At 63.7% G+C, this 25,180-nt stretch carries 20 protein-coding genes; 15 read left to right on the forward strand and 5 right to left on the reverse strand.

Annotated elements, in window-relative coordinates:
* Nucleotides 1-14 precede the first annotated feature (14 nt).
* From cmk to AC1D0I_RS05975, 3 genes are all read left to right on the forward strand, one after another.
* Entirely contained in the window at nucleotides 15-665 is a 651-nt protein-coding gene (cmk, locus tag AC1D0I_RS05965) for a (d)CMP kinase (RefSeq protein WP_477302924.1), read from the forward strand.
* Between the two features lie 208 nt (nucleotides 666-873).
* The gene (rpsA, locus tag AC1D0I_RS05970) at nucleotides 874-2,571 is read left to right on the forward strand and encodes a 30S ribosomal protein S1 (RefSeq protein WP_013528183.1); all 1,698 of its coding nucleotides are present in this window, start codon (nucleotides 874-876) and stop codon (nucleotides 2,569-2,571) included.
* Between the two features lie 229 nt (nucleotides 2,572-2,800).
* Nucleotides 2,801-4,567 (forward strand): hypothetical protein, encoded by a 1,767-nt coding sequence (locus tag AC1D0I_RS05975; protein WP_477393680.1) that lies wholly within the window; start codon nucleotides 2,801-2,803, stop codon nucleotides 4,565-4,567.
* Here the strand turns inward: AC1D0I_RS05975 and AC1D0I_RS05980 are convergent.
* The 3 genes from AC1D0I_RS05980 to AC1D0I_RS05990 form a co-directional block, all read right to left on the reverse strand.
* Nucleotides 4,552-5,259, reverse strand: coding sequence for an SDR family NAD(P)-dependent oxidoreductase (locus AC1D0I_RS05980; protein ID WP_095082930.1), 708 nt, complete (start codon nucleotides 5,257-5,259; stop codon nucleotides 4,552-4,554). The two genes, AC1D0I_RS05975 and AC1D0I_RS05980, sit on opposite strands and share 16 nt — an antisense overlap.
* 191 nt (nucleotides 5,260-5,450) lie before the next feature.
* Nucleotides 5,451-7,076, reverse strand: a complete 1,626-nt coding sequence (locus tag AC1D0I_RS05985; RefSeq protein WP_477393682.1) for a 5-guanidino-2-oxopentanoate decarboxylase — start codon at nucleotides 7,074-7,076, stop codon at nucleotides 5,451-5,453.
* Entirely contained in the window at nucleotides 7,073-7,921 is an 849-nt protein-coding gene (locus AC1D0I_RS05990) for a dimethylarginine dimethylaminohydrolase family protein (protein ID WP_477393767.1), read from the reverse strand. Before AC1D0I_RS05990 ends, AC1D0I_RS05985 begins: the two co-directional genes overlap by 4 nt.
* A gap of 220 nt (nucleotides 7,922-8,141) precedes the next feature.
* Between AC1D0I_RS05990 and AC1D0I_RS05995 the strand changes: the two genes are divergently transcribed.
* From AC1D0I_RS05995 to AC1D0I_RS06030, 8 genes are all read left to right on the forward strand, one after another.
* Nucleotides 8,142-8,954 carry an ABC transporter ATP-binding protein gene (locus AC1D0I_RS05995; RefSeq protein ID WP_477393769.1) on the forward strand — a complete coding sequence of 271 codons (813 nt, stop codon included), beginning with the start codon at nucleotides 8,142-8,144 and terminating at the stop codon, nucleotides 8,952-8,954.
* Nucleotides 8,955-9,008: 54 nt separating this feature from the next.
* On the forward strand, nucleotides 9,009-9,803 hold the full coding sequence (locus tag AC1D0I_RS06000) for a transporter substrate-binding domain-containing protein (protein WP_095082937.1): 795 nt from the start codon (nucleotides 9,009-9,011) through the stop codon (nucleotides 9,801-9,803).
* A gap of 160 nt (nucleotides 9,804-9,963) precedes the next feature.
* The gene (locus tag AC1D0I_RS06005) at nucleotides 9,964-10,677 is read left to right on the forward strand and encodes an ABC transporter permease (protein ID WP_206073704.1); all 714 of its coding nucleotides are present in this window, start codon (nucleotides 9,964-9,966) and stop codon (nucleotides 10,675-10,677) included.
* On the forward strand, nucleotides 10,677-11,486 hold the full coding sequence (locus tag AC1D0I_RS06010) for an ABC transporter permease (protein ID WP_477393683.1): 810 nt from the start codon (nucleotides 10,677-10,679) through the stop codon (nucleotides 11,484-11,486). The genes AC1D0I_RS06005 and AC1D0I_RS06010 overlap by 1 nt, the downstream gene beginning before the upstream one ends.
* 91 nt (nucleotides 11,487-11,577) lie before the next feature.
* On the forward strand, nucleotides 11,578-12,579 hold the full coding sequence (locus AC1D0I_RS06015) for an Ldh family oxidoreductase (RefSeq protein WP_167392072.1): 1,002 nt from the start codon (nucleotides 11,578-11,580) through the stop codon (nucleotides 12,577-12,579).
* 242 nt (nucleotides 12,580-12,821) lie between these two features.
* Nucleotides 12,822-13,103, forward strand: a complete 282-nt coding sequence (locus tag AC1D0I_RS06020) for a hypothetical protein (RefSeq protein ID WP_095082943.1) — start codon at nucleotides 12,822-12,824, stop codon at nucleotides 13,101-13,103.
* Between the two features lie 194 nt (nucleotides 13,104-13,297).
* Nucleotides 13,298-13,750: a DoxX family protein gene (locus tag AC1D0I_RS06025; RefSeq protein WP_477393685.1), complete on the forward strand. Its 453-nt coding sequence runs from the start codon at nucleotides 13,298-13,300 to the stop codon at nucleotides 13,748-13,750.
* A 103-nt stretch (nucleotides 13,751-13,853) separates the two neighbouring features.
* On the forward strand, nucleotides 13,854-14,831 hold the full coding sequence (locus tag AC1D0I_RS06030; protein ID WP_477393687.1) for a complex I NDUFA9 subunit family protein: 978 nt from the start codon (nucleotides 13,854-13,856) through the stop codon (nucleotides 14,829-14,831).
* A 12-nt stretch (nucleotides 14,832-14,843) separates the two neighbouring features.
* On the opposite strand, the gene AC1D0I_RS06035 is transcribed toward AC1D0I_RS06030, so the two are convergent.
* Nucleotides 14,844-16,211 (reverse strand): cytochrome P450, encoded by a 1,368-nt coding sequence (locus AC1D0I_RS06035; protein WP_477393689.1) that lies wholly within the window; start codon nucleotides 16,209-16,211, stop codon nucleotides 14,844-14,846.
* A 212-nt stretch (nucleotides 16,212-16,423) separates the two neighbouring features.
* Between AC1D0I_RS06035 and AC1D0I_RS06040 the strand changes: the two genes are divergently transcribed.
* The 4 genes from AC1D0I_RS06040 to AC1D0I_RS06055 all read left to right on the forward strand — a co-directional run bounded on the left by AC1D0I_RS06040 (nucleotide 16,424) and on the right by AC1D0I_RS06055 (nucleotide 23,483).
* Nucleotides 16,424-16,993, forward strand: coding sequence for an NADPH-dependent FMN reductase (locus tag AC1D0I_RS06040; protein WP_477393691.1), 570 nt, complete (start codon nucleotides 16,424-16,426; stop codon nucleotides 16,991-16,993).
* 54 nt (nucleotides 16,994-17,047) lie between these two features.
* Nucleotides 17,048-19,714: a caspase family protein gene (locus AC1D0I_RS06045; protein WP_477393693.1), complete on the forward strand. Its 2,667-nt coding sequence runs from the start codon at nucleotides 17,048-17,050 to the stop codon at nucleotides 19,712-19,714.
* Between the two features lie 145 nt (nucleotides 19,715-19,859).
* The gene (gyrB, locus tag AC1D0I_RS06050; protein WP_477393695.1) at nucleotides 19,860-22,331 is read left to right on the forward strand and encodes a DNA topoisomerase (ATP-hydrolyzing) subunit B; all 2,472 of its coding nucleotides are present in this window, start codon (nucleotides 19,860-19,862) and stop codon (nucleotides 22,329-22,331) included.
* 240 nt (nucleotides 22,332-22,571) lie between these two features.
* A complete protein-coding gene (locus tag AC1D0I_RS06055; protein WP_477393697.1) occupies nucleotides 22,572-23,483 on the forward strand; it encodes a hypothetical protein in 912 nt (303 codons plus the stop codon).
* 93 nt (nucleotides 23,484-23,576) lie between these two features.
* Here AC1D0I_RS06055 and AC1D0I_RS06060 read toward each other — a convergent pair whose 3' ends face one another.
* Entirely contained in the window at nucleotides 23,577-25,055 is a 1,479-nt protein-coding gene (locus AC1D0I_RS06060) for a hypothetical protein (RefSeq protein WP_477393698.1), read from the reverse strand.
* Between the last annotated feature and the right edge of the window lie 125 nt (nucleotides 25,056-25,180).

The following is a 25,180-nucleotide window of genomic DNA, read 5'->3' on the forward strand; positions in this document are numbered from 1 at the left end:
CGTCACGACGTCATATGACGAGGCTCCTGACCATCGCCATCGACGGCCCGGCCGGCGCCGGAAAAGGCACGCTGGCCCGGCGGCTGGCCGACCATTACCGGCTGAACCTGCTCGACACCGGCCTTACCTATCGCGCGGTGGCCTACGCGCTGATCCAGCACGCGCTGCCGCTCGACAATGTCTCGGCGGCCGAAACCGCGGCACGCCAGGTCGATCTGGCCAAGCTCGACCGGGCGGTGCTGTCGGCGCATGCGGTTGGCGAGGCGGCCTCGAAGGTCGCGGTGTTCCCGACCGTGCGGCGCATCCTGGTCGAAAAGCAGCGCGCATTCGCCACGACGCCGCCGGGCGCCGTGCTCGATGGCCGCGACATCGGCACCGTCGTCTGCCCCGACGCCGACATAAAACTCTATGTAACGGCGAGCGCCGAGGTGCGGGCGCGGCGGCGACTGGCCGAGATCGAGAGCATCGGCGGGACCGCCGATTTCACCGAGATCCTCGCCGATATCGTGCGCCGCGACGAGCGCGACATGGGCCGCGCCGACTCGCCCTTGAAGCCGGCGGCAGACGCGCACTTGCTTGATACCAGCGAAATGGCTATAGAAGCCGCGTTTCTTGCGGCCATGGCGATCATCGACGACGTCTTAGCCACGAGAAACAAGGCCTGAGCCGGGTTTTTCCCTCGTGTTTCCGTTGCCGGAGGCGAAGAAAATACCCATATCGGGCATCAACCAGCCTGCCAGCATTCTTCATGCGCCGGAATTGCCGCTTAAAGAGCGGCCCAGGGCTTTTGTAGCCCGGAACGCCGGCAGGCCAACGCAACGCTAACCCACGGCGCCCGTCCCGCGACAGAAGCGGGGCACTCCAGGAGAAACAATGTCAGCTGCAAATCCCACTCGCGACGATTTCGCGAGCCTGCTCGAAGAATCATTCACAACAGGCCATTCCGGCGAAGGCCAGGTCGTCAAGGGCACGATCACGGCCATCGAAAAGGACATGGCCATCATCGACGTCGGCCTCAAGGTCGAAGGCCGCGTGCCGCTGAAGGAATTCGGCGTCAAGGGCAAGGACACCACCCTCAAGGTCGGTGACACCGTCGAAGTCTATGTCGAGCGCATCGAGAACGCGCTTGGCGAAGCGATGCTCAGCCGTGAGAAGGCCCGCCGCGAAGAGAGCTGGGTCCGTCTCGAAGAGAAGTTCACCAAGGGTGAGCGCGTTGAAGGCGTCATCTTCAACCAGGTCAAGGGCGGCTTCACCGTCGACCTCGACGGCGCCGTGGCCTTCCTGCCGCGCAGCCAGGTCGATATCCGCCCGATCCGCGACGTCTCCCCGTTGATGCACAACCCGCAGCCCTTCGAGATCCTCAAGATGGATCGCCGCCGCGGCAACATCGTGGTGTCGCGCCGCACCGTGCTCGAGGAGAGCCGAGCCGAACAGCGTTCGGAAATCGTGCAGAACCTCGAAGAAGGCCAGGTTGTCGAAGGCGTCGTCAAGAACATCACCGACTACGGTGCGTTCGTCGACCTCGGCGGCATCGACGGCCTGCTGCATGTCACCGACATGGCATGGCGCCGCGTCAACCATCCGACCGAAATCCTCAACATCGGTCAGACGGTCAAGGTGCAGATCATCCGCATCAACCAGGAAACCCACCGCATCTCGCTCGGCATGAAGCAGCTCGAGAGCGATCCGTGGTCCGAGATCGGCACCAAGTTCCCGATCGGCAAGAAGATCAAGGGTACCGTCACCAACATCACCGACTACGGCGCGTTCGTCGAGCTGGAGCCGGGCATCGAAGGCCTCATCCACGTTTCGGAAATGTCGTGGACGAAGAAGAACGTGCATCCCGGCAAGATCCTGTCGACGACCCAGGAAGTCGACGTGGTGGTGCTCGAAGTCGATCCGGCCAAGCGCCGCATCTCGCTCGGCCTCAAGCAGACGCTTGAGAATCCGTGGCAGGCTTTCGCCAGCAGCCATCCGGTCGGCAGCCAGGTCGAGGGCGAGGTCAAGAACAAGACCGAGTTCGGACTGTTCATCGGCCTCGAAGGCGATGTGGACGGCATGGTCCATCTCTCCGATCTCGACTGGACCCGTCCGGGCGAGCAGGTCATCGAAGAGTACAATCGCGGCGACATGGTCAAGGCGCAGGTGCTCGACGTCGACATCGACAAGGAGCGCATCTCGCTCGGCATCAAGCAGCTGGCCAAGGATACGGTCGGCGAAGCAGCGACGAGCGGCGAACTGCGCAAGAACGCGGTCGTCACCTGCGAAGTCATCGGCGTCAAGGATGGTGGTCTGGAAGTGCGGCTGGTCGACAGCGGCATCGAGACCTTCATCAAGCGCTCCGATCTGAGCCGTGACCGCGACGAGCAGCGCCCCGAGCGCTTCACCGTAGGGCAGAAGGTCGACGCGCGCGTCATCGCCTTCGACAAGAAGACCCGCAAGCTGCAGGTCTCGATCAAGGCGCTGGAAATCGCCGAAGAGAAGGAAGCGGTCGCCCAGTACGGCTCGACCGACTCCGGCGCTTCGCTGGGCGACATCCTGGGTGCCGCGCTGAAGAAGCAGGGCAGCTAAGTCATCTGCCCCCACCGCCTTGCGCGGTGGTCAGTTCAAGCCCCGCCGGAGCGATCCGGCGGGGTTTTTCTTTACGGTAAGATAAACTTCCTCGGGTATTTGCCAGTAATCCGAGGAGAGGCTTTCCATGCGCAATGACGACGATCGTCCCGCTACGGGCTCTTCGTGGTTGCCGCGTCTCTACATCGGGTCACCGGCCTTGTTCTGCTTTTGCGGAATGGCGATCTTGATGGCTGTCCTCTGGTCCCTGGGTTTCCAGCTCAATGGCGACGTGGACGACCTGGTCAAACTGCATGAAGTCCGCACCTTGCTTGAAACGGGCAACATCTTCGACCGGATGCTGCCCGGTGTTGCCCAGCCAGAGCCCTATGTCTCGCACTGGCCATGGATCGTGGACCTGCCCTATGCCGCCTTCGCGCGTCTGCTGATGCCGTTTGCCGGCTTCGAGCCGGCGCTGACGCTGGCAAGCTTTGCCGTGCCGCTGCTGCTGCTTGCGCCCGCGCTCTATTTCTACAATCGGCTGGTGATCGCAGTGGGCTTTGCCAACCCGGCCGTTGCATTGCCGCTGGCTCTGATCTTTGCCGCGCGCAGCTTTTTCGAATACGCCCCGGGACGGATCGACTACCACAATCTGCAAATACTGCTTCTGCTCGCGGCCTTGGTCTTGATGTTGTCGCAGAACCGCTTCGCTGCCTTCATCAACGGGCTACTGGCGGCCTTGGCGCTTGCCATCAGCGCCGAGTTCGCGCCGTTCTATGCGCTGGTGATGGCGGTCTATGCCTTTGACTGGATCTTCGGCCGCGAACGGGGTGCCGACAGGATCGCTGGCTTCGGGCTGGCATTGGCCCTGGGCGGGGTCGGCCTGCTCGCCGCGATCGTGCCGCCTTCAGCCTATTCCGCCATCAGATGCGATACCTATTCCACGCCGCATGTGACGGCACTCGTCGCGGCCGGGCTTTCATTTGCCGTGGTGCCTTTGCTTGTCGGCCGGCGCGGCGGATGGGCGACGCGGACGGCAATCTTGCTGATGTTCGCGGCCGCCAGCGCGGCGGCGCTGGTGGTGTTGTTCCCGCAATGCCTGGCCGGCCCTTATGCTTCGCTCGACGCCTATGTACGCGACAACATGCTCAACAGGATCCCTCAGGAACTGAGCCTGTTCCGGCGCCCTGATTTCGTTTTGTCGGACAGCTTTCCCAGCATGGCGTTGCTGTTCTTCGGCGCGCTCGCCCCGGCAGTCATCTGCCTCAATACGCGGAGCCGAAGCCGGCCGCTGGTCATCCTGGCGCTGTTCTCGCTGCTCTCGCTGGCGCTGGCGATCGGCTATTTCCGCTACTTTCGCTATCTTCCGGTTTTTTCCGGCATCGGTCTGACCTTCGTGCTGGCGAGTTTCCTGCCACCGGATGCGGGACTGGGGCGCTATTTGAAATCACACGTGCCGGTGGCATCGCGAAGATACGCGTTGATCCTGCCCGGTCTCGTTCTGTCCCTGGCAATGGCGCTTTACCAGCTGTCGGCAAGGCCATCGCACGCAGCCATTCCAGCCGCCGAGTTCGCCGACAGTTGCGATCTCAGGCACATTGAACCGCGACAGGGTTGGCCGGCAGGCGCCGTTGTTCTGACGCCACCGTTGATCGGAGCGCATTTTCTTGCTCTTGCCGAAGGTCCCAAGGTGGTGACAATCCCCAACCACCCGTCGGCTCAAGGGATCGAACGGAGCTATCGCTTCCTTGATCCCTCGACCGCCGACCCGCGCACGTTTCTCGATGCGTCCAAGGCGACACATGTCGCCCTTTGCGGGTGGAGAGGCCCGCCGTCGCTTGAACTCGAAAACACCTATCCATTCGCGGCAGCGCTGATGGAGGGCCACCCGCCATCATGGCTCAAGGAGTGTCCGACGGATGCTTCCTCGCCGCTGCGGCTCTACCGCTACCGCAACGCCGACGGATCGGAGGCCACCTGCCCTGTTTCGACGGCTTCTGATCAGGCCCTGCCGTAGAGCGGCACCAGCGTTCCGCTCATCGCCTGATTGGCTGGCGAGGCGAGATAGGCGATGGCTTCGGCGGCCGCTTCGAGACTGACCCATCTGGTGACGTCGGCATCCGGCATATCGGCGCGGTTTGCTGGCGTATCGAGCGTCGATGGCGCCACGGCATTGACCAGGATGCCCTTGCCTTTCAACTCCTCGGCCATCGCCACCGTCATCGCCGCTACCGCGGCCTTGCTGGCGGCGTAGGCAACCATGCCGCTGCCGCGCCGCGGGTCGAGCCCGGCGCGCGCCGTAACATTGACGATGCGGCCCGCGATGTCAGACGCCAGCATCGAGCGCACTGCCGCACGGCAGCACAGGAAGGCGGTGCGTGCGTTGGTGTCCATCATCTCGGCAAAGGATGCCGACTCGATCTTTTCCACCGGTGCCGCGGTGAAGCCGCCGGCCAGATGGATCGAGCCCCACAGACCTGGAACCTGGCTGTAGAACGCCTCGACCTTGGCGGAGTCCGAGAGATCGACATTGTGCACCAGCTTGACGCGGTCGTGCTCGGCAAAGGGGAAATGCCCGGGCGCCGCGGCATGGGCATTGGGCACATGGCAGATCGCGCCCTCACTCAGCAGTTTGCCGACGACCGCACCACCGAGCGCCCCGGTGCCTCCGGTCACGACAATGTGCCTGCCTTCAAGTGTTTCCGTCATCCTGGACCGCTCCTGTTATTTTTTTGATTGTGTCGCTTGTTACGCCGCCCGACGCAGAGCGTCGCGCCTTTCGCACCATCACTCAACTGATATCTCGACATGGCAGTTGTTGCGTCTTTGCATGCATCGGCCTGTCGGCCAGCCGGGTCCATGCCGGCTGAGGCACATGAAGCACGTTGCGCCGCCACTCTTCAGTCAACAGTGATTTCGATGACGCGCGGCAGTCCGGTTGCCCGGGCGCGTTTCAACGCGTCCGCCAAGGCGTCGATATCGGCAAGCCGTTCGGCGCCAAGGCCATAGGCTTCGGCCAGCTTGCAGAAATCCGGCGGCGCCGGCGACACGCCGACAGGCTCGACGCCGACATCGAGCATCGAGGTTTCGATCTCGCGGTAGCCGCGATTGTTCCAGACGACGAAGATGACCGCTGCCTGGGCATCAAGTGCGGCGCCCAGTTCCGGTAGCGTAAACTGGAAGCCGCCATCCCCAGTGAGACAGACGACCGGCGCATCGGGCACGGCAAGGGCGGCGCCGATCGCCGCCGGCGGGCCGTAACCGAGCGCGCCGAAGCCGGTGGCGGCATTGAACCAGCCGCCGGGGCGATCATGGTCGTAGTAGAGATTGGCGGCATAGATCGGCTGCGTCGAATCGCCGACGATGAGCGCGCCCGGTAGTGCGTCGCGGATCACTTCCACGGCGCGCACCTGCGACTGCATCGTCGGACTGATCTCGGCAAAGGCCGCCTCTCGTGCTGCGGCGGCGCGTGATGGTCCGCCCTCGCTTGCCGGGACATGGCTGATTTCCAGGAGCAGCGCTTCGAGCGCCTCGACGCAATCGGCCTGAATCGAAACCGCCGCCGGGCGGCGGGCCAATTGGTCCGAGCCGATATCGATGCGGATGAGATTGGCTGGCAGCACGAACCCGCCATCGCTGTAGCCGTCATAGTCGGTGGGGCCGAATTCGGTGCCGGCGGCAATGACCAGATCCGCTTGCGCCATCAGCGCCCGCACTGCCTTGAGACTTGGACTGGCCGGCACGCAAAGCGGATGGGCATGCAGGAGGCCGCGCGCATTGGCTGTCTCGACGACCGGCGCGCCCAGATGTTCGGCCAGACGCCGCAATGGCGCTTCGGCGCGTTTGGCGCCGCCGCCGGCCAGGATCAACGGAGCGCGCGCGGCGGCGATGAGTTTGGCTGCGCTGGCAATTGCCGCGCCGGAAGGCGCTGGCGGTGCTGCATTGCTCAGCATGGCGGTGATGCCATCCGCCGGCTTGACCATGACGTCGGTCGGGATTTCGATATGCACCGGACCGGGCCGGGCCGATGAAAACAGCGCGAAGGCCTGCGCCAGTGCGCCAGGCAATTCACTGGCGTCGGTGACCCGCTGCGAAGACAGCGCCACCTTCTCCATCATGCCGCGCTGGTCGGGCAGTTCATGCAGATGGCCCAGGCCCTTGCCGAGCGTCGACGTGGCGTTGACACCTGAGATCACCAGCATCGGCACCGAATCGGCACGCGCCTGTCCCATGGCGGTGATGGTGTTGGTGAGCCCCGGTCCGGTGATGACGAAGGCGACGCCCGGCCTGCCACTGGCGCGTGCATAGCCGTCGGCCATGAAGCCGGCGCCCTGCTCGTGGCGCGGCGTGACATGGCGGATATTCGAGCGCGCCAGCCCCCGGTAAAGTTCGACCGTGTGCACGCCGGGAATGCCGAAGACCGTGTCGACGCCATGGGCTTCGAGCAGCGAAATGAGCGCCTCGCCGACAGTCGTCCCTATGGTGTTCCCAGGGGTGGTCCCAGTCGTGGTCCCAATGGTGGTCATTGGCGCAGCACCGGTCGCGTCAGGCAGGTCGGGCCACCCTCGCAAGCGATGCACAGCGCATCCGCCTCGAAGGTGGAAACCGTGCAGCCGGCCGCCTGCATGGCAGCCGCCGTCCTGGGGAAGCCGGCGACGGCGATCACCTGGCGTGGCGCCGTCGGCAGCACGTTGAGACTGAGCCCGTTGGAAGCATGGAACTCATCGGCATCGCCCTCGACCAGCGTGATGCCACGGCCCTTCAGCATCTGGTAGAAGGCGGCCGGCAGCAGAGGCGCGTAGACCAGGGCCAGATCGTCGGCAAGCGGACTGATCACCGACATCAGGTGCAGGCAGGCCTCCTCGCCGTGCCAGAGCGGCAGATCGAAGCCAAAAACCGAAATGCCCCTGGGCGAAAGCAGGTTGGCGAGCTGCTGGATACCATCCTGGTTGGTGCGCACGCCACGGCCGACGGCCAGCGTGTTCGCATCCACCCAGACGCAGTCGCCGCCTTCCACCTGGCCCGGATCATCGATGCGGCCGAGGATGGGAATGCCCAGGCGCTTGTAGGCTGCTTCGTGCAGGCCGGGCTCGGTCCGGCGCAGCGCCTTGCCCATGGCAAGAATGATCGCGCCGTGATCGGTCATCAGCGAAGGATCATGGGTGAAGACCGAATCGGCCAGCCCGTCGTTGGCATCCGTCAGCCATTCGACCTCGGCGCCGGAGGCCGAAACCAGCTGCGTCAATCGCTCATGCTGGGCAGCGGCTCTTCCCGGCTCGAAGCCCGGGCCGTAGTGCCACTCCTGCGCCCTGGCATCACGCATGGCGCTGGCGGCGGACCGCATAAGCACGCGTTTCAGCGGTCCGGCCATGGACTGCGACCCGTATGATTTGCCCACTCAATTCTCCCGACACGTCCGTTGCCGCCACTAACCACTACGGCAAGCTGTGATCAATAGTCCAAAAACCATGGTTGACGGAGGCAAGCGGAACGGTCCATCTTGAGAACGGGAACTCTGTCCAGTGACGGGTAATGGGTAAAAGAATCCAGCAGCGACGGGCTCGACCACTCCTCGGAGCGTCGAAGGGATGATGGCGCAAAGCGCCGTCCCCGCACTGAAACACACGGCGCAGGACGGCGCCGCCGAAGCCATCCATGTCGAGAACCTGCACAAGCGGTTCGGTGAGCTGCATGTGCTGAAAGGCGTCTCGCTGTCGGCCCGCGACGGCGAGGTCATCGCSATCATCGGCGGCTCGGGCTCGGGCAAATCGACATTGCTGCGCTGCATCAACTGCCTGGAGAACCCGACCAGCGGCATCATCCGAGTCAATGGCGAGGAGATCAAGCTGAGGGCGGACAGCCACGGCCACACGGTTCCGGCCGACCGCAAGCAGATCGAGCGCATCCGCTCCAAGCTCGGCATGGTGTTCCAGAACTTCAACCTGTGGAGCCACATGACGCTGATCGAGAACGTCATCGAGGTTCCCGTGCATGTGCTTGGCGTCCAGCGCGATGTGGCGATCCGCGAGGCCGAGAAACTGCTCGCGCGCGTCGGCCTGGCCGAAAAGCGCGACGTCTATCCGGCCTATCTGTCGGGCGGGCAGCAGCAGCGTGCCGCGATCGCCCGGGCGCTGGCCATCAATCCGCGCGTCATGCTGTTCGACGAGCCGACTTCGGCGCTCGATCCCGAACTGGTCGGCGAAGTGCTGAAGGTGATCGGCGACCTGGCGCGCGAAGGCCGCACCATGGTGCTGGTCACCCACGAGATGAAGTTCGCCCGCGAGGTCGCGACGCATGTCGTCTATCTCTACAATGGATTGGTCGAGGAAGAAGGACCGCCGGAGCAGATCTTCGGCGCGCCCAGATCCGAAAGGCTCAAACAGTTCATCCGCAACATCGGCTAGGACAGGCCGAGACGGAAGAAAACCGGGAACCAACAACAAACTGGGAGTCGTGAAATGAAGACTGTTCTGAAGACATTTGCCGCAGCGCTGCTGCTGGGCGTGGCCGCCATGGGCGTGGCCAAGGCCGATCCGGTCAAGATCGGCGTCGCCGCCGAGCCCTATCCACCCTTCACCTCGCCGGATGCTTCGGGCAAGTGGGTTGGCTGGGAGATCGATTTCATCGACGCCGTCTGCGCCGAAGAGAAACTCGACTGCGTCATCACCCCGGTTGCCTGGGACGGCATCATCCCGGCGCTGACGACAAAGAAGATCGATGTCATCGCCAGCTCGATGTCGATCACCGCCGAGCGCCAGAAGACGATCGACTTTTCCGACAAATATTACAACACGCCAACCGCGATCATCGGTCCCAAGGACCAGAAATTCGGGCCCGCGCCCGCGGACCTCAAGGGCAAGGTCGTCGGGGTTCAGGTCTCGACCGTGCATGCCGTCTACGCCAAGAAGCACTTCACCGAGGCGGCCGAGATCAAGGAATACCAGACCCAGGACGAGGCCAACAACGATCTTGCCGCCGGCCGTCTCGACGCGGTGCAGGCCGATTCCATCGCGCTTGGCGAATTCCTCAAGTCGGACCAGGGCAAGGCGTGCTGCGACCTCAAGGGCATGGTGGCTCCGGACGATGAAGTGCTCGGACCGGGCGTCGGCGCCGGCGTGCGCAAGGAGGACACCGAGCTGAAGGACAAGATCAACGCCGGCATCAAGGCCATCCGCGCCAACGGCAAGTATGACGAAATCTCGAAGAAGTACTTCGATTTCGACATTTACGGCGGCCCGACGCAGTCGAACTGACGTCGTCCACGCATGAGCAACAACCGCACGGCATCGCGCCGTGCGGTTTCGCCGGAACCTGTCCACGCACGCTTTCCGCTGACGAGAATTGACAGCGGCTGACGCCAGCAATTCGGGGACGACGCTGATCGACGCACTTCTTTCGGCCTCCGCGGCCGGCATCATCGAGCTTCTCTCGCCCTACCCGCCGGGCTGGGGCGGAGCTCTCTTGGTTGGACTGCTCCATTCGATCGAGATCGCGCTGGGCGCCACGTGCCTCGGCCTTCTGATCGGCACCGGCGGCGCCTATGGCAAGCTCTATGGCGGGCCGGTGGTACGCGATCTCCTGGCCGTCTACACCACCATCGTGCGCGCCGTGCCCGAACTGGTGCTGATCCTGCTGCTGTATTATGCCGGAACCGACCTGATCAACCAGGCGCTGACGGCAATGGGTTATCAGCGCGTCGACATCAGCGGCCTTGCCGCCGGCATCGCCGTGCTAGGATTTGTCCAGGGCGCCTATTCGACCGAAGTGATACGCGGCGCGATCCTGGCCATTCCGCAAGGCCAGATCGAAGCCGCCCGCGCCTATGGAATGTCTCCCGGCCTGCTGCTGCGGCGCATCACCTTGCCGGCCATGCTGCCCTTCGCCATACCGGGCCTCGCCAATCTCTGGCTGATCGCCACCAAGGACACCGCGCTGCTGGCGGTCGTCGGCTTCTATGAACTGGCGCTGGCAACGCGGCAGGCCGCGGGCGTCACCAAAGCCTATTTCACCTTCTTTTTCGCCGCCGGCGTGCTCTATCTGCTGCTGTCGCTGTTTTCCAATCTGATCATCGGCCGTATCGAGGCCTGGTCGCGGCGCGGCATGCCTTCGCTCAAGGAGGCGCGCTGATGACCGGTGAACCGGCCATCATCAATATCGTCGCGCGAACGTCGCTGTGGTTGCAGCCGCACCGCATCGTGCTGATCCTTGTGGCGTTGGGGCTGGTTCTGGGGGCCACCTTTTTCATGCGGTGGGACTGGCTGCCGCAGTATTATGAAATGGGATTGCTGGGCATCTGGCGCTCGCTGTGGATCCTGGCCGTCACCTGCGTGCTGGGCTTCCTGCTCGCCGTGCCGCTGGGGCTGGCGCAGGCGACCGGCTCCTTCTGGTTCGCCGCACCGGCTAAGGTCTTCTGCACGGTGATCCGGGGCACGCCGCTGCTGATCCAGCTGTGGCTGCTCTACTACGGCCTGGGCTCGCTGTTTCCGCAATATCCGTGGATCCGCGAATCTTGGATGTGGCCGTATCTGCGGCAAGCCTGGCCTTATGGCGTGCTGGCACTGACCTTGTCTTTCGCCGGGTATGAGGGCGAGGTGATGCGCGGCGCCTTTGCCGGCGTTCCCAAGGGCCAGCTCGAGGCCGCCCGCGCCTTCGGCATGACCCGCTGGAAGACATTTCGGCGCATCTGGCTGCCACAAGCGTTCTATCGTGCGCTGCCGACGCTGACCGGTGAAACCGTGCTGCAATTGAAGTCGACGCCGCTGGTGGCAACGATCAGCGTCATCGATATCTTCGCCGTTTCGTCCAAGGTGCGGCAGGACACCTACCTGACCTACGAACCCTTGCTGCTGCTGGCGCTGATCTACATGACGATCACCGGCATCCTGGTCTTCGCCTTCAGCAGGATCGAGGCGCGGATCCCCAACAAGATCGGCTAGCGAGCAGCCAGCAGCGAATAGCGGGTAGAAGCGGCGCGCCGCATCCTCTATTCACTAGCCACCACTCCCTACTCGCTTAGAGGCAGCCATGATGCAACTCAGTCTCGACCAGGCAAAAGGACTTTGCCGGATGGCGGCGCTTGGCGCCGGCGCCAATGAGGAAGCGGCGCAATCACTCACCGCCTCGATCATCGCCGCCGAGTCGGAAGGGCTTTCGACCGTCGGGCTGTCGCATTTCATCGATTATCTCGAGGCGCTCGAAGCCGGACGCATCGACGGCAATGCCGACCCGGTGATCACCCGGCCGGCGCTGGCGGTCTATCTCTCCGACGCGCGCGGCGGGCTGGCGCATACCGGCTTCGACCGCACCATCGACGACCTCGCCAAGGCGGCAAAGCTGTTCGGTGTCGCCATCTTCTCGCAGAAGAATGCCTATACATGCGGCGCGCTCGGCTACTTCACCGGCAGGCTGGCAGAACTTGGGCTGGTGTCGTTCGCTGCCACCAATGGCCCGGCGGTGCTCGCCGGCTCGGGCTCGGTCAAGCCGGTCTACTGCACCAACCCGATGTCGTTTGCAGCACCTGCCGCCGACGGCGCGCCGCTGGTCATCGACCAGTCGTCGAGCGCTACCGCCTTCGTCAACATCCGCAAGGCGGCGGAAGACGGCAAAAAGATCCCCGAAGGCTGGGCGCTGGATGCCAGCGGCAACCCGACCACCGATCCGGCCGCCGCCATGAAAGGCGCCATGCTTGCCTTCGGTGGCCAGCGCGGCGCCAACATCGCGCTGATGGTCGAAGTGCTGGCGGCGGGCCTGTCGGGCGCCAACTGGTCGCTCGATGCGCCATGGTTCACCGGCGGGCCGGACAGTCCAGGAACCGGGCTGTTCGTGCTTGCCGTCGAGCCCAAGCTGCTCGATCCCGATTTCGAGCAGCGCATGAAGGACCAGCTCGACCGGCTGCGGCGGCGCTTCGGCGTGCATGTGCCCGGGCGTGCCCGGGCCGAAGCCGCCGAGAAGGCGCAGGCGCGGGGCATCACCGCGCCAAAGGCGGTGGTGCAGCGCATTTCCGAATTCGCCGCACGTTATTCTTCCTGAACAATCCGCTTATTTATCAGCTAGTTATCTGAAGACTGCCCGCCCAAGGCGAGCTGCGGTGCAAATTTCTTTGCGTGCTGCTGAACCTTTCCGCGCATCGCAGCGACCCAGCTATGTCCAGGGCAAGGCGAGCTTGCCCGATCCACACCGAGGGGAACAGCAAACGGAAGAGAAAGCCTGTTTTACGCAGGGGATGTCCCTTTGCGCCTCGAAAACCCACCCAAAATCAAAAGGAAATTGCCATGACCAACACCAAGCTCACCATGCTGACCGCCGTCCTTCTTCTCGGCTCGTTCATGGGCGCCACACAGGCTGCCTCCTTGAAGGCCGCGCCGGTCAAGCCGTCCGCGCCCGGCGTGATCACCGCTCCGAGCGGCGGCGCCACCGAGGATCATTACTGCAAGAACGGCCATGCAAAATTCGCCAACTGCAGCGCCGATTTCATCGCGGCCTGCAAGAAGGTTGGCGGCACCATGTCGGATGTCCAGGGCTGGGGTGGGCGTACTTGCTTCACGCCCTCCTGATACCGTCTCAGGTCAGGCCGCTCCGTCGGCCCCTGGCTTCGCATGATGTCACCCGGAAAACCCCGCTGCGGCGGGGTTTTCTGTGTTTCGTTCTATGGCGCCAAAACATGATGATGAAAGTTAACTTTTGTTAACTTGACTTGATGGGAGCCATCGGGCGTTTGCAAAGGACTATCACAAAAACAGGAGCTACGATGTCCGTGACCACTGACGCCTCCCGCGGCAAGCTGATCGTTCCAGTGCTTGGCCGCCTGTATTCGTCGCTGCATGACGCCGGTGAAACCGCTCTTCGCGTCGTCGCCGGTGCGTTCCTCGCCATCCATGGCTCGCAGAAGATCACCAATCCTCTCGGCGCCGCCGAAATGGTCGAGGGCCTCGGCTTCTATCCCGGCGCCTTGTGGTCGTTGCTTCTGGCCTGCACGGAATTCTTCGGCGGCATCTTCATTGCCATCGGCCTTTTGACGCGGCCGGCCGCCTTTGCTGGCCTGTTCGTGCTGCTGGTCACTGTCTGGTTCCACTGGGTCACCATGAGCCAGGGCTTTTCGGGTGCCGAGAAGTCGCTTTTGTGGGCCGCGATCCTGCTCTTCTTCGTCATTCGAGGCGGCAACCGCCACTCAGTCGACGCCCGCATCGGCAAGGCGTTCTAACAGATCGAAACAGGGGTGACGCGACCACGCGTCGCCCTTTGCCTTTGGCGCGAAACGGATTATGAAACGGCTTCAGCCAAGCTTGCGAGCGCCGGAGCCAGCCATGACCGAAATCCTGCAGACCCCAAAGCTCGTCGTCGTCTTTGGCGGCTCAGGCTTTGTCGGCCGCCATGTTGTGCGCGCGCTGGCCAAACGCGGCTATCGCATCCGGGTTGCCTGCCGGCGGCCTGATCTCGCCGGCCACCTGCAGCCTCTCGGCAATGTCGGCCAGATCCAGCCGGTGCAGGCCAATGTGCGCGTCCGCTGGTCCGTCGACCGCGCCGTGCAAGGTGCCGATCATGTCGTCAATCTGGTCGCCATCCTGCATCAGAGCGGCCGGCAGAAATTCTCTACCGTGCATGAGTTCGGTGCCCGCGCGGTGGCCGAAGCGGCGCGCGCCGCCGGCGCCGGCCTCACCCATATTTCGGCGCTTGGTGCCGATCTGGACTCCGGATCGGACTACGCACGCACCAAGGCGCTTGGCGAAAAGGCCGTCCTGGAGACGATCAGGGACGCCGTGATCTTCCGGCCGTCGATCATTTTCGGACCGGAGGACAGCTTCTTCAACCGCTTCGCCAACATGGCGCGCTATTCGCCGGTGCTGCCGTTGATCGGCGGCGGCCAGACCAAGTTCCAGCCGGTCTATGTCGGCGACGTCGCCGAAGCGGTGGCCCGCTCCGTCGACGGCAAGGTCGATGGCGGCCAGATCTACGAGCTTGGCGGCCCCAAGGTGCTGACCTTCAAGGAGTGCATGGAAGAACTGCTAGACGTGACCGAACGCAAGCGCCTGCTGGTGCCGGTGCCGTGGTGGGTGGCGAATATGCAGGCCTCGATCCTCGGGCTCCTACCCAATCCGCTGCTGACCAAGGACCAGGTGATGCAGCTGCGCGAGCACAACATCGTTTCGGACGCGGCGGCCAAGGCTAACCGGACATTGGTCGGGCTCGGCATCCAGCCGCAATCGATCGCCACGATCCTGCCCAGCTACCTCTGGCGCTTCCGCGCCGCCGGCCAGTTCCAACAGCGCAAGCCCGCAGCATAAGTCAGTGCATCCCTAGCGCGGCGTGACCTGCATCGGCAAACCGCCTTGCGGCTGCGTGGTTAGCTTCTGCACCGGCCAGGGTTTCGTCTCGGCCGTGGTGTCGAAGCGGAAGCGCGACAGCATGATGGCGAGCGCGATGATCGCCTCCTGCATGGCGAAGCTGGCACCGATGCAGACGCGTGGACCCGCGCCAAACGGCAGATACTGGAAGCGATCGATCTTCTCGCGGTTTCCCGGGTGGAAGCGCTCCGGCATAAAGGCGTCAGGGCGGTCCCACAGCTTCCTGTGGCGATGGACGACCCATGGCATGACCAGCACCGCAGCGTATTTCGGGATATAAAGATCCTTCCACATTTCCGGTTCGATCGGCTCGCGGTTGATCGACGGCGCCGGCGGATAGAGCCTGAGCGCCTCGTCGAAAGCCGCGCGCGTGAACGGCATCGCGTCGAGCCATTTCGTCGGATCGGGCTCGCGCGCCAGCACCCGGTCGATCTCCTGCTCGACCCTGTCGCGCTCCCATGGCGATTCCGCGAGACAGTAAAGCGTCCAGCCGAGTGCACGGGCCGTGGTCTCGTGGCCGGCGCCGATGAAGGTGATGATGTTGTCCTCGACCTCGGCCCGCGTCAGCCCGTCGGGCCCTTCGGCCTTGAGCAGGAGCGTCAGGAAATCCTGCGGCACGGCATCGGGGTCGCGCTTGAATTTCTGTTCGCGCAGCTTGACCGTGTCGGTGACGATCTTGCGGAAATAGGCCATGGTCTTGCGACCACGGATGCGGGTGAGCCGTGGCAGCCAATCGGGCGCGCGCAACAGGTCGAGCGGATCGACGCGGCCCATGGTCTCGAACAGCCGGTCGATCTCATTGGCAAAACTGCCCGGCTGGCCAGCGATCTCGCCGGAGAACAGCGTCTCGGCCAGGATGTCATAGGTGAGCAACGTCATGTCATGGGCGATGTCGGATGTGCCGCCACGCTCGTAGCGGGTGACGAACTCTTGCGTGCGCCTGAGCATCGGCTCGGCGAAGCCGAAGATGTGGCGTGGCGTGAACACCGGCGCCATCGCCTTGCGCGAACGCTTCCAGACCTCGCCCTCGGCGGTCAGCAGGCCGTCGCGCAGGATCGGCCGCAGGATCTTCTGGCGCACCGTCGCCATCTTGTAGTTCTTGGCGTTGTCGACCAGCACGTGGCGGATGAGGCCGGGATCGTTGGCGACGACCAGATGTCCACCAATGCCATTCACCGAAATCCAGGGCTCGTTGTAGGTATGCTCGCCCCACAGTTCGAGCGGATTGCGGTAGACGATGCGGATCATCTCCAGCGTCGAGGGCGGCGTCGTGCGCGGCTTTGGCGCCGGGGGAACGAAGGGGGCGGGCTGGACGTCCATGGAGTGCTCCGCTGATCCCTCAATGTAGTGGCTGGCAATCCAGACGTCCATGTGACCGAAACGCAGACCGAAACCTCGGCGCCCAAGACGCGAACTTAGAGAGTCTGTTCATCTGATCGTGACCGCTCCGCCGGCGACCTCGCCTTGTCCCACAGGATGCTCTGCCCTAGTGACAGTCACCAACAGATACCGCCAATCGAAGGAGCCCTGCCTTGAAGCACCAGTTGAACATCATCATCGGCAGCACGCGGCCCGGCCGTGCCGGACCGGTTTTCGCCAAATGGCTGGAGGCATTCGCGCGCGAGCACGGGAAATTCGACCCGGTGCTGACCGACATTGCCGCGTTCAATCTGCCGGTTCTGGACGAGCCGCATCACCCCAAGCTCGGCAACTATCAGAACGACCACACCAAGGCCTGGTCGAAGGCGATTGATGCCGCCGACGCCTTCGTCTTCGTGGCGCCGGAATACAATTATTTCGCCGCTCCGGCGATCATCAACGCGATCGACTATCTCGCACGCGAGTGGAAATACAAACCCGCCGCCATCTTCAGCTATGGTGGCGTCTCCGGCGGCCTGCGCGCGGCGCAAGCGCTCAAGCCGCTGCTGACTTCGGTGGGCGTAATGCCAATCTCCGAAGGGGTTTCCTTGCCGCTCTATCAGAAACTGCTCGAGCATGACGGCTCTTACCGGGCCAGCGAGCAGGTGCAGGGCGCAACCACGGCCATGCTGGACGAGCTGTTGCGCTGGAGTGAAGCCCTGAAGCCGATGCGGACGGCCTGAAGGAGCCGGTTTTCGGCCCAAAAACCCGGCTTGCTCGCGCCATAAAGAGGTGGAATGGTTGGCGAACGACTGCGCCGGGGGCGGTTCGACTTGCGCTTGCTGTTTGCCTTGCTGCTGATGCTTACGACCACGGCCACCGCGGTGGCGGAGCGGCGCGTGGCGCTGGTCATCGCCGACGACGACTACCGTCTGGTCCGGCCGCTCGCCAATCCCATCAATGACGGCGAGGCGATGGAAGCGTCGCTGAAGAAGCTCGGCTTCGAGGTCGTTCTCGAAACCAACCGCGATCTCCGACGCATGCGCCGCGCGCTCGACGATTTTCGCGAGGATGCGAAAGGCGCCGACGTGGCGCTGGTCTACTTCTCCGGCCATGGCGTCGAAATCTCAGGCGACAACCGGCTGCTGCCGATCGATGCCGACGCCTCTTCGCTCGATGCGCTGCAGAAGACCAGCCTGCCGCTGGAGGAAGTGCGCGACACGGTCGCCGCCACCGCAAGGGTCGGGCTGATCGTGCTCGACGCATGCCGCAGCGATCCCTTCTCGGGAAGCAGCAGCGAAGGGCGAGGCGCGACCTCACTGGCAAAGGATGTTGCCGACAAGGTCAAGCCGGGACTTGGCCGGATTGGCCGCGCGGAAAACATCCTGTTTGCCTTCTCGGCCGCCCCCGGCGAGACGGCTGCCGACGGAACCGGCCAGAATTCGCCGTTTACGACGGCACTGACCAAATATCTCGGCACCGACGGTCTCGAGATCCGCTCGGTGCTGACTTTGGTGCAGCAGGAGGTCTATGACCTGTCGCGCGGAAAACAGCTGCCTTACGTCGAGAGCGGCCTGCCCAAACTGTTCTTTGCCGCGGCGGCCAAGGAACAGCTGCCGGAGCGCGAACGCCTGCTGCTCGCCATGGCCGACGTGACGCCGGACATGCGCGGCCAGGTCGAGCAGATCGCCAGCGACGCCGACATGCCGCTGGCGCCGCTCTATGGCGCGCTGATCGGTTCCGACACCGGCAATTTGTCAGCGGACAGCCTGAATACCCGGCTGCGTGAAGCGGCCGACGCCTTCGTCAAGGTGCGCAGCGAGATGAAGACGCTCGCGGCCGATGATCCGCGAGTGACGGAATTGCGTCGGCAGGCTGAAGAGCAGCTGTCGCTCGGCGCCTTCGACGCAGCGCAGGCAAAACTGACGGAAGCGGCCAATATCGACGAGGTGTCGCGCAACGCACTGAAGGTGAATTTCGTCGACCGCACGCTGTCGCAGGCCGCAACGGTATTCCTGTCGGCAGGCGCGGCGCGCGCCGACCTGAACTATGCGGCAGCCATCAACGGCTACGAATTCGTGCTGGCGCTGTATGGCGAGGCCGGGCAGACCTCGCTCAGCCTGAAACAGGCCGACCGCCAGAGCCGCACGCTGGAGGAACTCGGTGTTCTCTATACGACGGTCGGCAATATCGAGGCGGCCGGCCGCGCCTTTTCCACACTGTTGGCCAACCTCGAGCAGCGATCGCTTCAGGAAACCGATCCCAGCGTCAAGCGCGATCTCGCCATCAGCCATATCAAGCTCGCAAACATAAGGATGGCGCAAGGCGACCTGCCAACCTCCCTGGAAAACTATGAGGCGGCTAGGGACATGCTGCAGGACCTGACCACAAATGTGCCGGACAAGAAGGACTGGCTCGGCGATCTTGCCATGGCCAACGACAAGATCGGCAACGTTCTGGCGACGCAAGGCGATGTGAGCGCTGCGGCCCAAGCCTATCAACAAAGCCTCTCGATCAAGCAACAGTTGGCCGATGCGGAGCCGGGCCGCGCCGATCTGCTCAATGATCTGACAATCACCTATGACGAAATCGGCGACCTTGCCCGTACTGCCGGTCAGTTGGATGGCGCCCAGACAGCGTTGGAAGAGAGCCTGAGAATTCGGTTGGCGCTGGCCGAGAACAAGCCCGATGACACGCGGCGCCAACGCGCTGTCTCAGTCAGCCAAACCAAGATCGGTGATCTGCTGCGGGAGCGCGGCGACGCCGCCGGTGCGCTCGTAGCCTTCAACAAGAGCCAGGCGATCGCCGAAGACTTGGCGCGCCGCGACCCCAACAATACCGACTTGAAGCGCGACCTGTCGATTGGTTACTCCAAAATCGGCAATGCTTACAGCGACCAGAAGGATTGGCCGCTCGCGCTGGAGGCCCACCAGCAGGCGCTGGCCACAGCGCGCGACCTTGCCGCCATCGATCCCGGCAACACGGACTGGCAGCGCGACCTGTCGGTGTGCCTCGAGCGGGTCGCCGAGGTGCTTAGGGTGCAAGGCAATGCCAGCGGCGCCCTGCAAAACTATCAGGACAGCCTTGCTATTGCCGACCGGCTGGCCAAGCTGGATTCTGCCAATTTGAACTGGCAACGCGATATTTCGATCACCCTGCAGAAGATCGGGTATCTGGAAACCGACCGACGTCACTTTGAGGGTTCCAAGGCGGCCTTCGAGGCCAGCCTCGCTATTGCCCAGAAATTGGCCCAGTCCGATCCGAACAATGCGATCTGGCAAATCGATCTGGCGCGCGCCTACGTCGCCTATGCCTATGTGGCGAGGGATCCGAAGGCCGCGCTGACCACGGCGCTCAACCTAACGCTGGAGCTCGACCGCACGGGGCGCCTGGCGCCCGGAGACAAATTCATGATCAAACATTTGCGCAGCCTTCTCGCCAAATCCAGCGCTCGAAAAAAATAGCCGGCTGCCTGCTCGGGATTCACCCCGGAAATGCCTGCAAACCTTGGAAAAACCGCCTTTAGCGCCTATATCTAGACAATATCAGAGGCGCGATTCGGTGCCGATTTTCAGCACCGTGCAAGCGGCATCCAGACAACAGGTTTTCATGAGCGATCAGATCGACAACAACAACGGCGCTGAAGCCGAATACGGCGCCGATTCCATCAAGGTTTTGAAGGGGTTGGATGCTGTCCGCAAACGCCCCGGCATGTATATCGGCGACACCGACGACGGTTCCGGCCTGCATCACATGGTCTACGAGGTGGTCGACAACGCTATCGACGAGGCCTTGGCCGGTCATGCCGACCTCGTCACGGTGACGCTCAACCCCGATGGTTCGGTCACCGTGATCGACAATGGCCGCGGCATTCCGACCGATATCCACACCGGCGAAGGCATTTCCGCGGCCGAAGTGATCATGACGCAGCTGCATGCCGGCGGCAAGTTCGACCAGAATTCCTACAAGGTGTCGGGCGGCCTGCATGGTGTCGGCGTCTCGGTGGTCAACGCGCTTTCGGCATGGCTGAAGCTCAAGATCCGCCGCAACGGCCAGATCTTCGAGATGAGCTTCACGCACGGCAATGCCGACGCGCCGTTGAAGGCCACGGGCAGCTACGAACAGCACAAGGTTGCCGGCACCTATGAAGGGCGCAGCGGCAGCGAGATCACCTTCTTCCCGTCGGCCGAAACCTTCACCATGGTCGAATTCGACTTCGGCACGCTGGAACACCGGCTGCGCGAACTCGCCTTCCTGAATTCCGGCGTGCGCATCGTTTTGACCGATGCCCGCCATGCCGACATCGTGCGCCACGAGCTGCACTATGATGGCGGGCTGGAAGAGTTCGTCAAATATCTCGACCGCGTCAAGAAACCGCTGATCGACAAGCCGGTCGCCATCAAGGCCGAGCGCGACGGCATCACCGTCGAGGTGGCGATGTGGTGGAACGACAGCTACCACGAGAACGTGCTGGCCTTCACCAACAACATCCCGCAGCGCGACGGCGGCACCCATCTGGCCGGTTTCCGCGGTGCGCTGACCCGTCAGATCACAGGCTATGGCGACTCCTCGGGCCTGACCAAGAAGGAAAAGGTCTCGCTGATCGGCGACGATTGCCGCGAGGGCCTGACGGCGGTGCTGTCGGTCAAGGTTCCCGATCCAAAATTCTCCTCGCAGACCAAGGACAAGCTGGTCTCGTCGGAGGTCCGTCCGGTGGTCGAAGGGCTGGTCAACGAAGCGCTCGGCACCTGGCTGGAAGAACACCCGAGCGAGGGCAAGGTGGTCATCGAGAAGGTCATCCAGGCCGCGGCTGCGCGCGAAGCCGCGCGCAAGGCGCGCGATATCACCCGCAAGAGCTCGCTCGGCGTCACCTCGCTGCCCGGCAAGCTGGCCGACTGTCAGGAGCGCGACCCGGCGAAATCCGAAATCTTCATCGTCGAGGGCGATTCCGCCGGCGGCTCGGCCAAGGGCGGCCGTTCGCGCCAGAACCAGGCGATCCTGCCGCTGYGCGGCAAGATCCTCAATGTCGAACGGGCCCGCTTCGACCGCATGCTCGGCTCCGACATGATCGGCACGCTGATCACCGCGCTCGGCACCTCGATCGGCAAGGACGAGTTCAACGCTGACAAGCTGCGCTACCACAAGATCATCCTGATGACCGACGCCGACGTCGACGGCGCCCACATCCGCACCTTGCTGCTCACCTTCTTCTTCCGGCAGATGCCAGAACTGATCGAGCGCGGCCATCTCTACATCGCCCAGCCGCCGCTCTACAAAGTGACGCGCGGCAAGAGCTCGCAATACATCAAGGACGAGAGCGCCTTCGAGGAGTTCCTGATCGGCTCGGGGCTCGAAGAAGCATCGCTTTCTCTGGGCTCGGGCGAAGTTCGCACCGGACAGGACCTGCGCAGCGCCATCGACGATGCGCTGGCGGTGCGGCAGCTGATCAACGGGCTGCACACGCGCTACAACAGAGGCGTGGTCGAACAGGCGGCGATCGCCGGCGGGCTCAACCCCGACGTCTTCACAGATCTCGGCCGCGCCGATGCCATGGCGGAGCGGATTGCAAAACGCCTCGACATCATCGCCGAGGATACCGAGCGCGGCTGGACCGGCCGCATGTCGACTTCGAACGAAGGCGTCGGCGGCTATGTGTTCGAGCGTACGGTGCGCAGCGTCAAGGAATACGCGCATCTCGACCTGGCGCTGATCAATTCGGCCGATGCCCGTCAGCTCGACCGCTACGCACAGCGCCTCAGCGAGGTCTACGGGACGCCGCCGGTGCTGCGCCGCAAGGATGTCGCCGAAACCATCTCGGGGCCGCTGGCGCTGCTCAACGCGGTCTTTGCGACCGGCCGCAAGGGGCTGACCATGCAGCGCTATAAGGGTCTCGGCGAGATGAACGCCGAGCAGCTCTGGGAAACCACCCTCGACCCGAACGTGCGCTCGCTGCTGCAGGTCAAGGTCAATGACGCCACCGACGCGGACAGTCTGTTCTCGCGGCTGATGGGCGACGAGGTCGAGCCGAGGCGGGAGTTCATCCAGGACAACGCCTTGTCGGTCGCCAACCTGGATATTTGATCTCCCTGGATATTGATCTCCGGCATTGGCGCGCTGCGGCGCGCCAATTTGTTCCATCCGAGGCAAACAAAATCATTTCATAACCCGCCGGAACGGAAGTTCCCGAGGGACATTGTGACAGTATCGATCACAATTTCTCACAGGAGGCCTTCATGGGACGCGGTATCTTGCTCTGGCTACTTGGAATCCCGATTCCAATCATCATTCTGATCATGCTGTTCGTACGGTAGGGGGAAATTCATGCAGTCCACCCTATCGGCTGTCGACGTTTCCGCTTCCACTGAATCCTCCACTCCTGCCGTCAGTTGGGGACCGATCATCGCCGGTGCCTTCGCGGCCTCGACGTTGACCTTGATCCTGATGCTGCTCGGCTCAGGGCTCGGTCTCACCATGGTGTCACCCTGGTCGGGCTCAGGCGCGTCGGTCACCACCTTCGCGGTGTCCACCGCGATCTGGCTGATCGTCGTGCAATGGCTGTCCTCCGGTGTCGGCGGCTACCTTGCAGGGCGCCTGCGCACCAAATGGGTAGGCATCCATACCGACGAGGTCTATTTCCGCGACACCGCCCACGGCTTCCTCGCCTGGGCGTTGGCCACCTTGCTCGTCGTCGGGGTGCTTGGCTCGGCCCTGTCCACTGCGCTGGGGTCCGGCGTGCAGGCGGTCTCGACCGTTGCCTCGGGCGCCGTCATGGGCGCGTCGGCCAGTGCTTCCGCCGGCGGCGCTTCGACCGACAATGCGACGTCCTATCTGGTGGATTCGCTGTTCCGCCCGGCCGATGCGGGCAAGCTCGCAGTAGCCAATCCGGACAGTAATGCCGCCGCGGTCGGGCAAGCCTCGCGCATCCTGATCGCCGGCGCTGCTGCCGGCGAGATTTCGGCGGACGACAAGACCTATCTGTCGCAACTGGTCGTTGCCCGCACCGGTCTGTCCGAGGCCGACGCCAAGGCGCGTGTCGATGCTCTTGTTGCGAAGGTCGAGGACGCCAAGGTCAAGGCCAAGCAGGCGGCTGACACCGCCAGGAAGGGGAGCGCGACCTTTGCGCTGCTTGGTGCGCTGTCGCTGGCCATCGGTGCCTTCATCGCAAGTGCTGCGGCGGCCCTCGGCGGCAGGCAGCGCGACGACGAGGAGGCGGTGTTCCTGACCAGCCGGTGATTCTGGGGCCGAAGCAAATCAATCCACTCCGGGCCAAGCCCGGAGTGGATTTCTGTTTGAATTGCCGTGCAGCGCGGTGGGATCTCTCTGTTCTTATCGTTTGGCAGTCGCCGGCGCTTGGCTCGGCTCCAGCTTGCGGCCAAGGTCGACAGCGTCGCGCAGCACGGCAAGATGCGTGCGCGGCTCGGCGCCGGCCGACGCGGCGACCTCGACGCCGGTTGCCGCCAGCGACCAATAGAGCGTATGCGTGAAGATGCGGCCGAGGGAGCCGTGCAGTTCGACCTGGACGTTCTCCACGCCGGGGCCGAAATTCTCCGTCATCGGTCCGGAAATCGGGTCGCCGGTCAGCCAGCCATTGCCCCTGTCGAAGATGTTGGTCCATCGTGTTGCGGCAAACACCGCGCCATGATGCACCGCCCGTTCCGGCTTGCCTGAAGGACTGCGCCCTTCCTGATAGAGGATCGTGCCTCCGGCTGCTGCCCCTTCGGCGATTGGCGGACAGGCTGAGAACAGGCGCTCCGCGATGCCGCGCTGGAACTCGGCGAGGTCATACGTCACCAGAAACTCGCTGTGGGTCAGCGGGCTGCCGAGCGTGACGAAATCGCTGATCTTCCACGGCAGCGGATGGTCGGCGTCTTTCGTGCGCAGCTGTCGGTAGAGCTCCCACTGATCACGCCGCAAACCGGCGAGGTCGTCCAGCCTATCGGGCCACGCGGAACCGTCGGAACTGAGCGTCGCCTTGTCGATGGCGCGGATCGCTTTGAGTTTCGCCTTGTCGCGGATGGCCTCCAGTTTTCGGGGCCTGAAATCGGCCCACAATATCTGCAAGAGATCATAGGCGATCATCGATCCCAGACTGTGCGAGACGAGCACGATCCGGTCGTAGGTATCGTCCAACATCAGGCGCTTCAGCAGCCTGAGGCCACGCTCGCGGATCAGCGCGCGCTTCTCGACTGTCGCCGCTTCCGCGCGCACATAGGCGGCGACATCGCCGAAATAGGGAAGGCCGAACCGGTCGACCGACCAGATGACGAATGAGGCCAGGATCGTGACGAGCACGCCGGCGGCCCAGGACATGTAGCCTTGCCAAACCGACGTCGCCAGCGCCAGCGTCGCGCACAGGACGACGATGACCGCAAAGAGGGTGACGAGATAGAGCTTGCGGGCGTCGCGCGGAATGTCGGCGGGCTTGCGCCACAGCAGGTTCGTCACCCAGGCCGCGAGCCGGCCCCGTGTCGTGCCTTGCGTGATGTCGGCCCAGTAAAGCTCGTAGAAATCGGTGCGACGGCCATCGACATCGTAAGGCGTCGTGATGCGGCGAAGTTCGTACGAGTTTGTCCGGCTGTCGGGTGTGATCCAGCTCTGGTTGATCTTCGCGCCAGCGGGGTCGACCGGATCGGCGACATGGGCATAAAACGGCGCACGGGCGGGGTCATGGCTCCAGACCGCCTGAACAAAGCCCCGCAGCGTATCCATGGGCCGCTGTTCGCCCATGCCATGCACGATCACCACCGCCTGGCTGAGCTTGCGCGGCGCTTTTGGGGTGGCCTGCGATGCGATGGGGTCGGGCACCAACGTCTCCGTTGACGACAATCCCGTCGACGGGACGGGCATTCGTCATCGTAGCCCCGAAATCGCCGTCAAGCCAAGAAAAAGCCCGGCGCGAGGCCGGGCGTTTCTTGGCGCATCTCAGTGCT

This window comes from Mesorhizobium sp. P2_D1 (assembly GCF_056404455.1).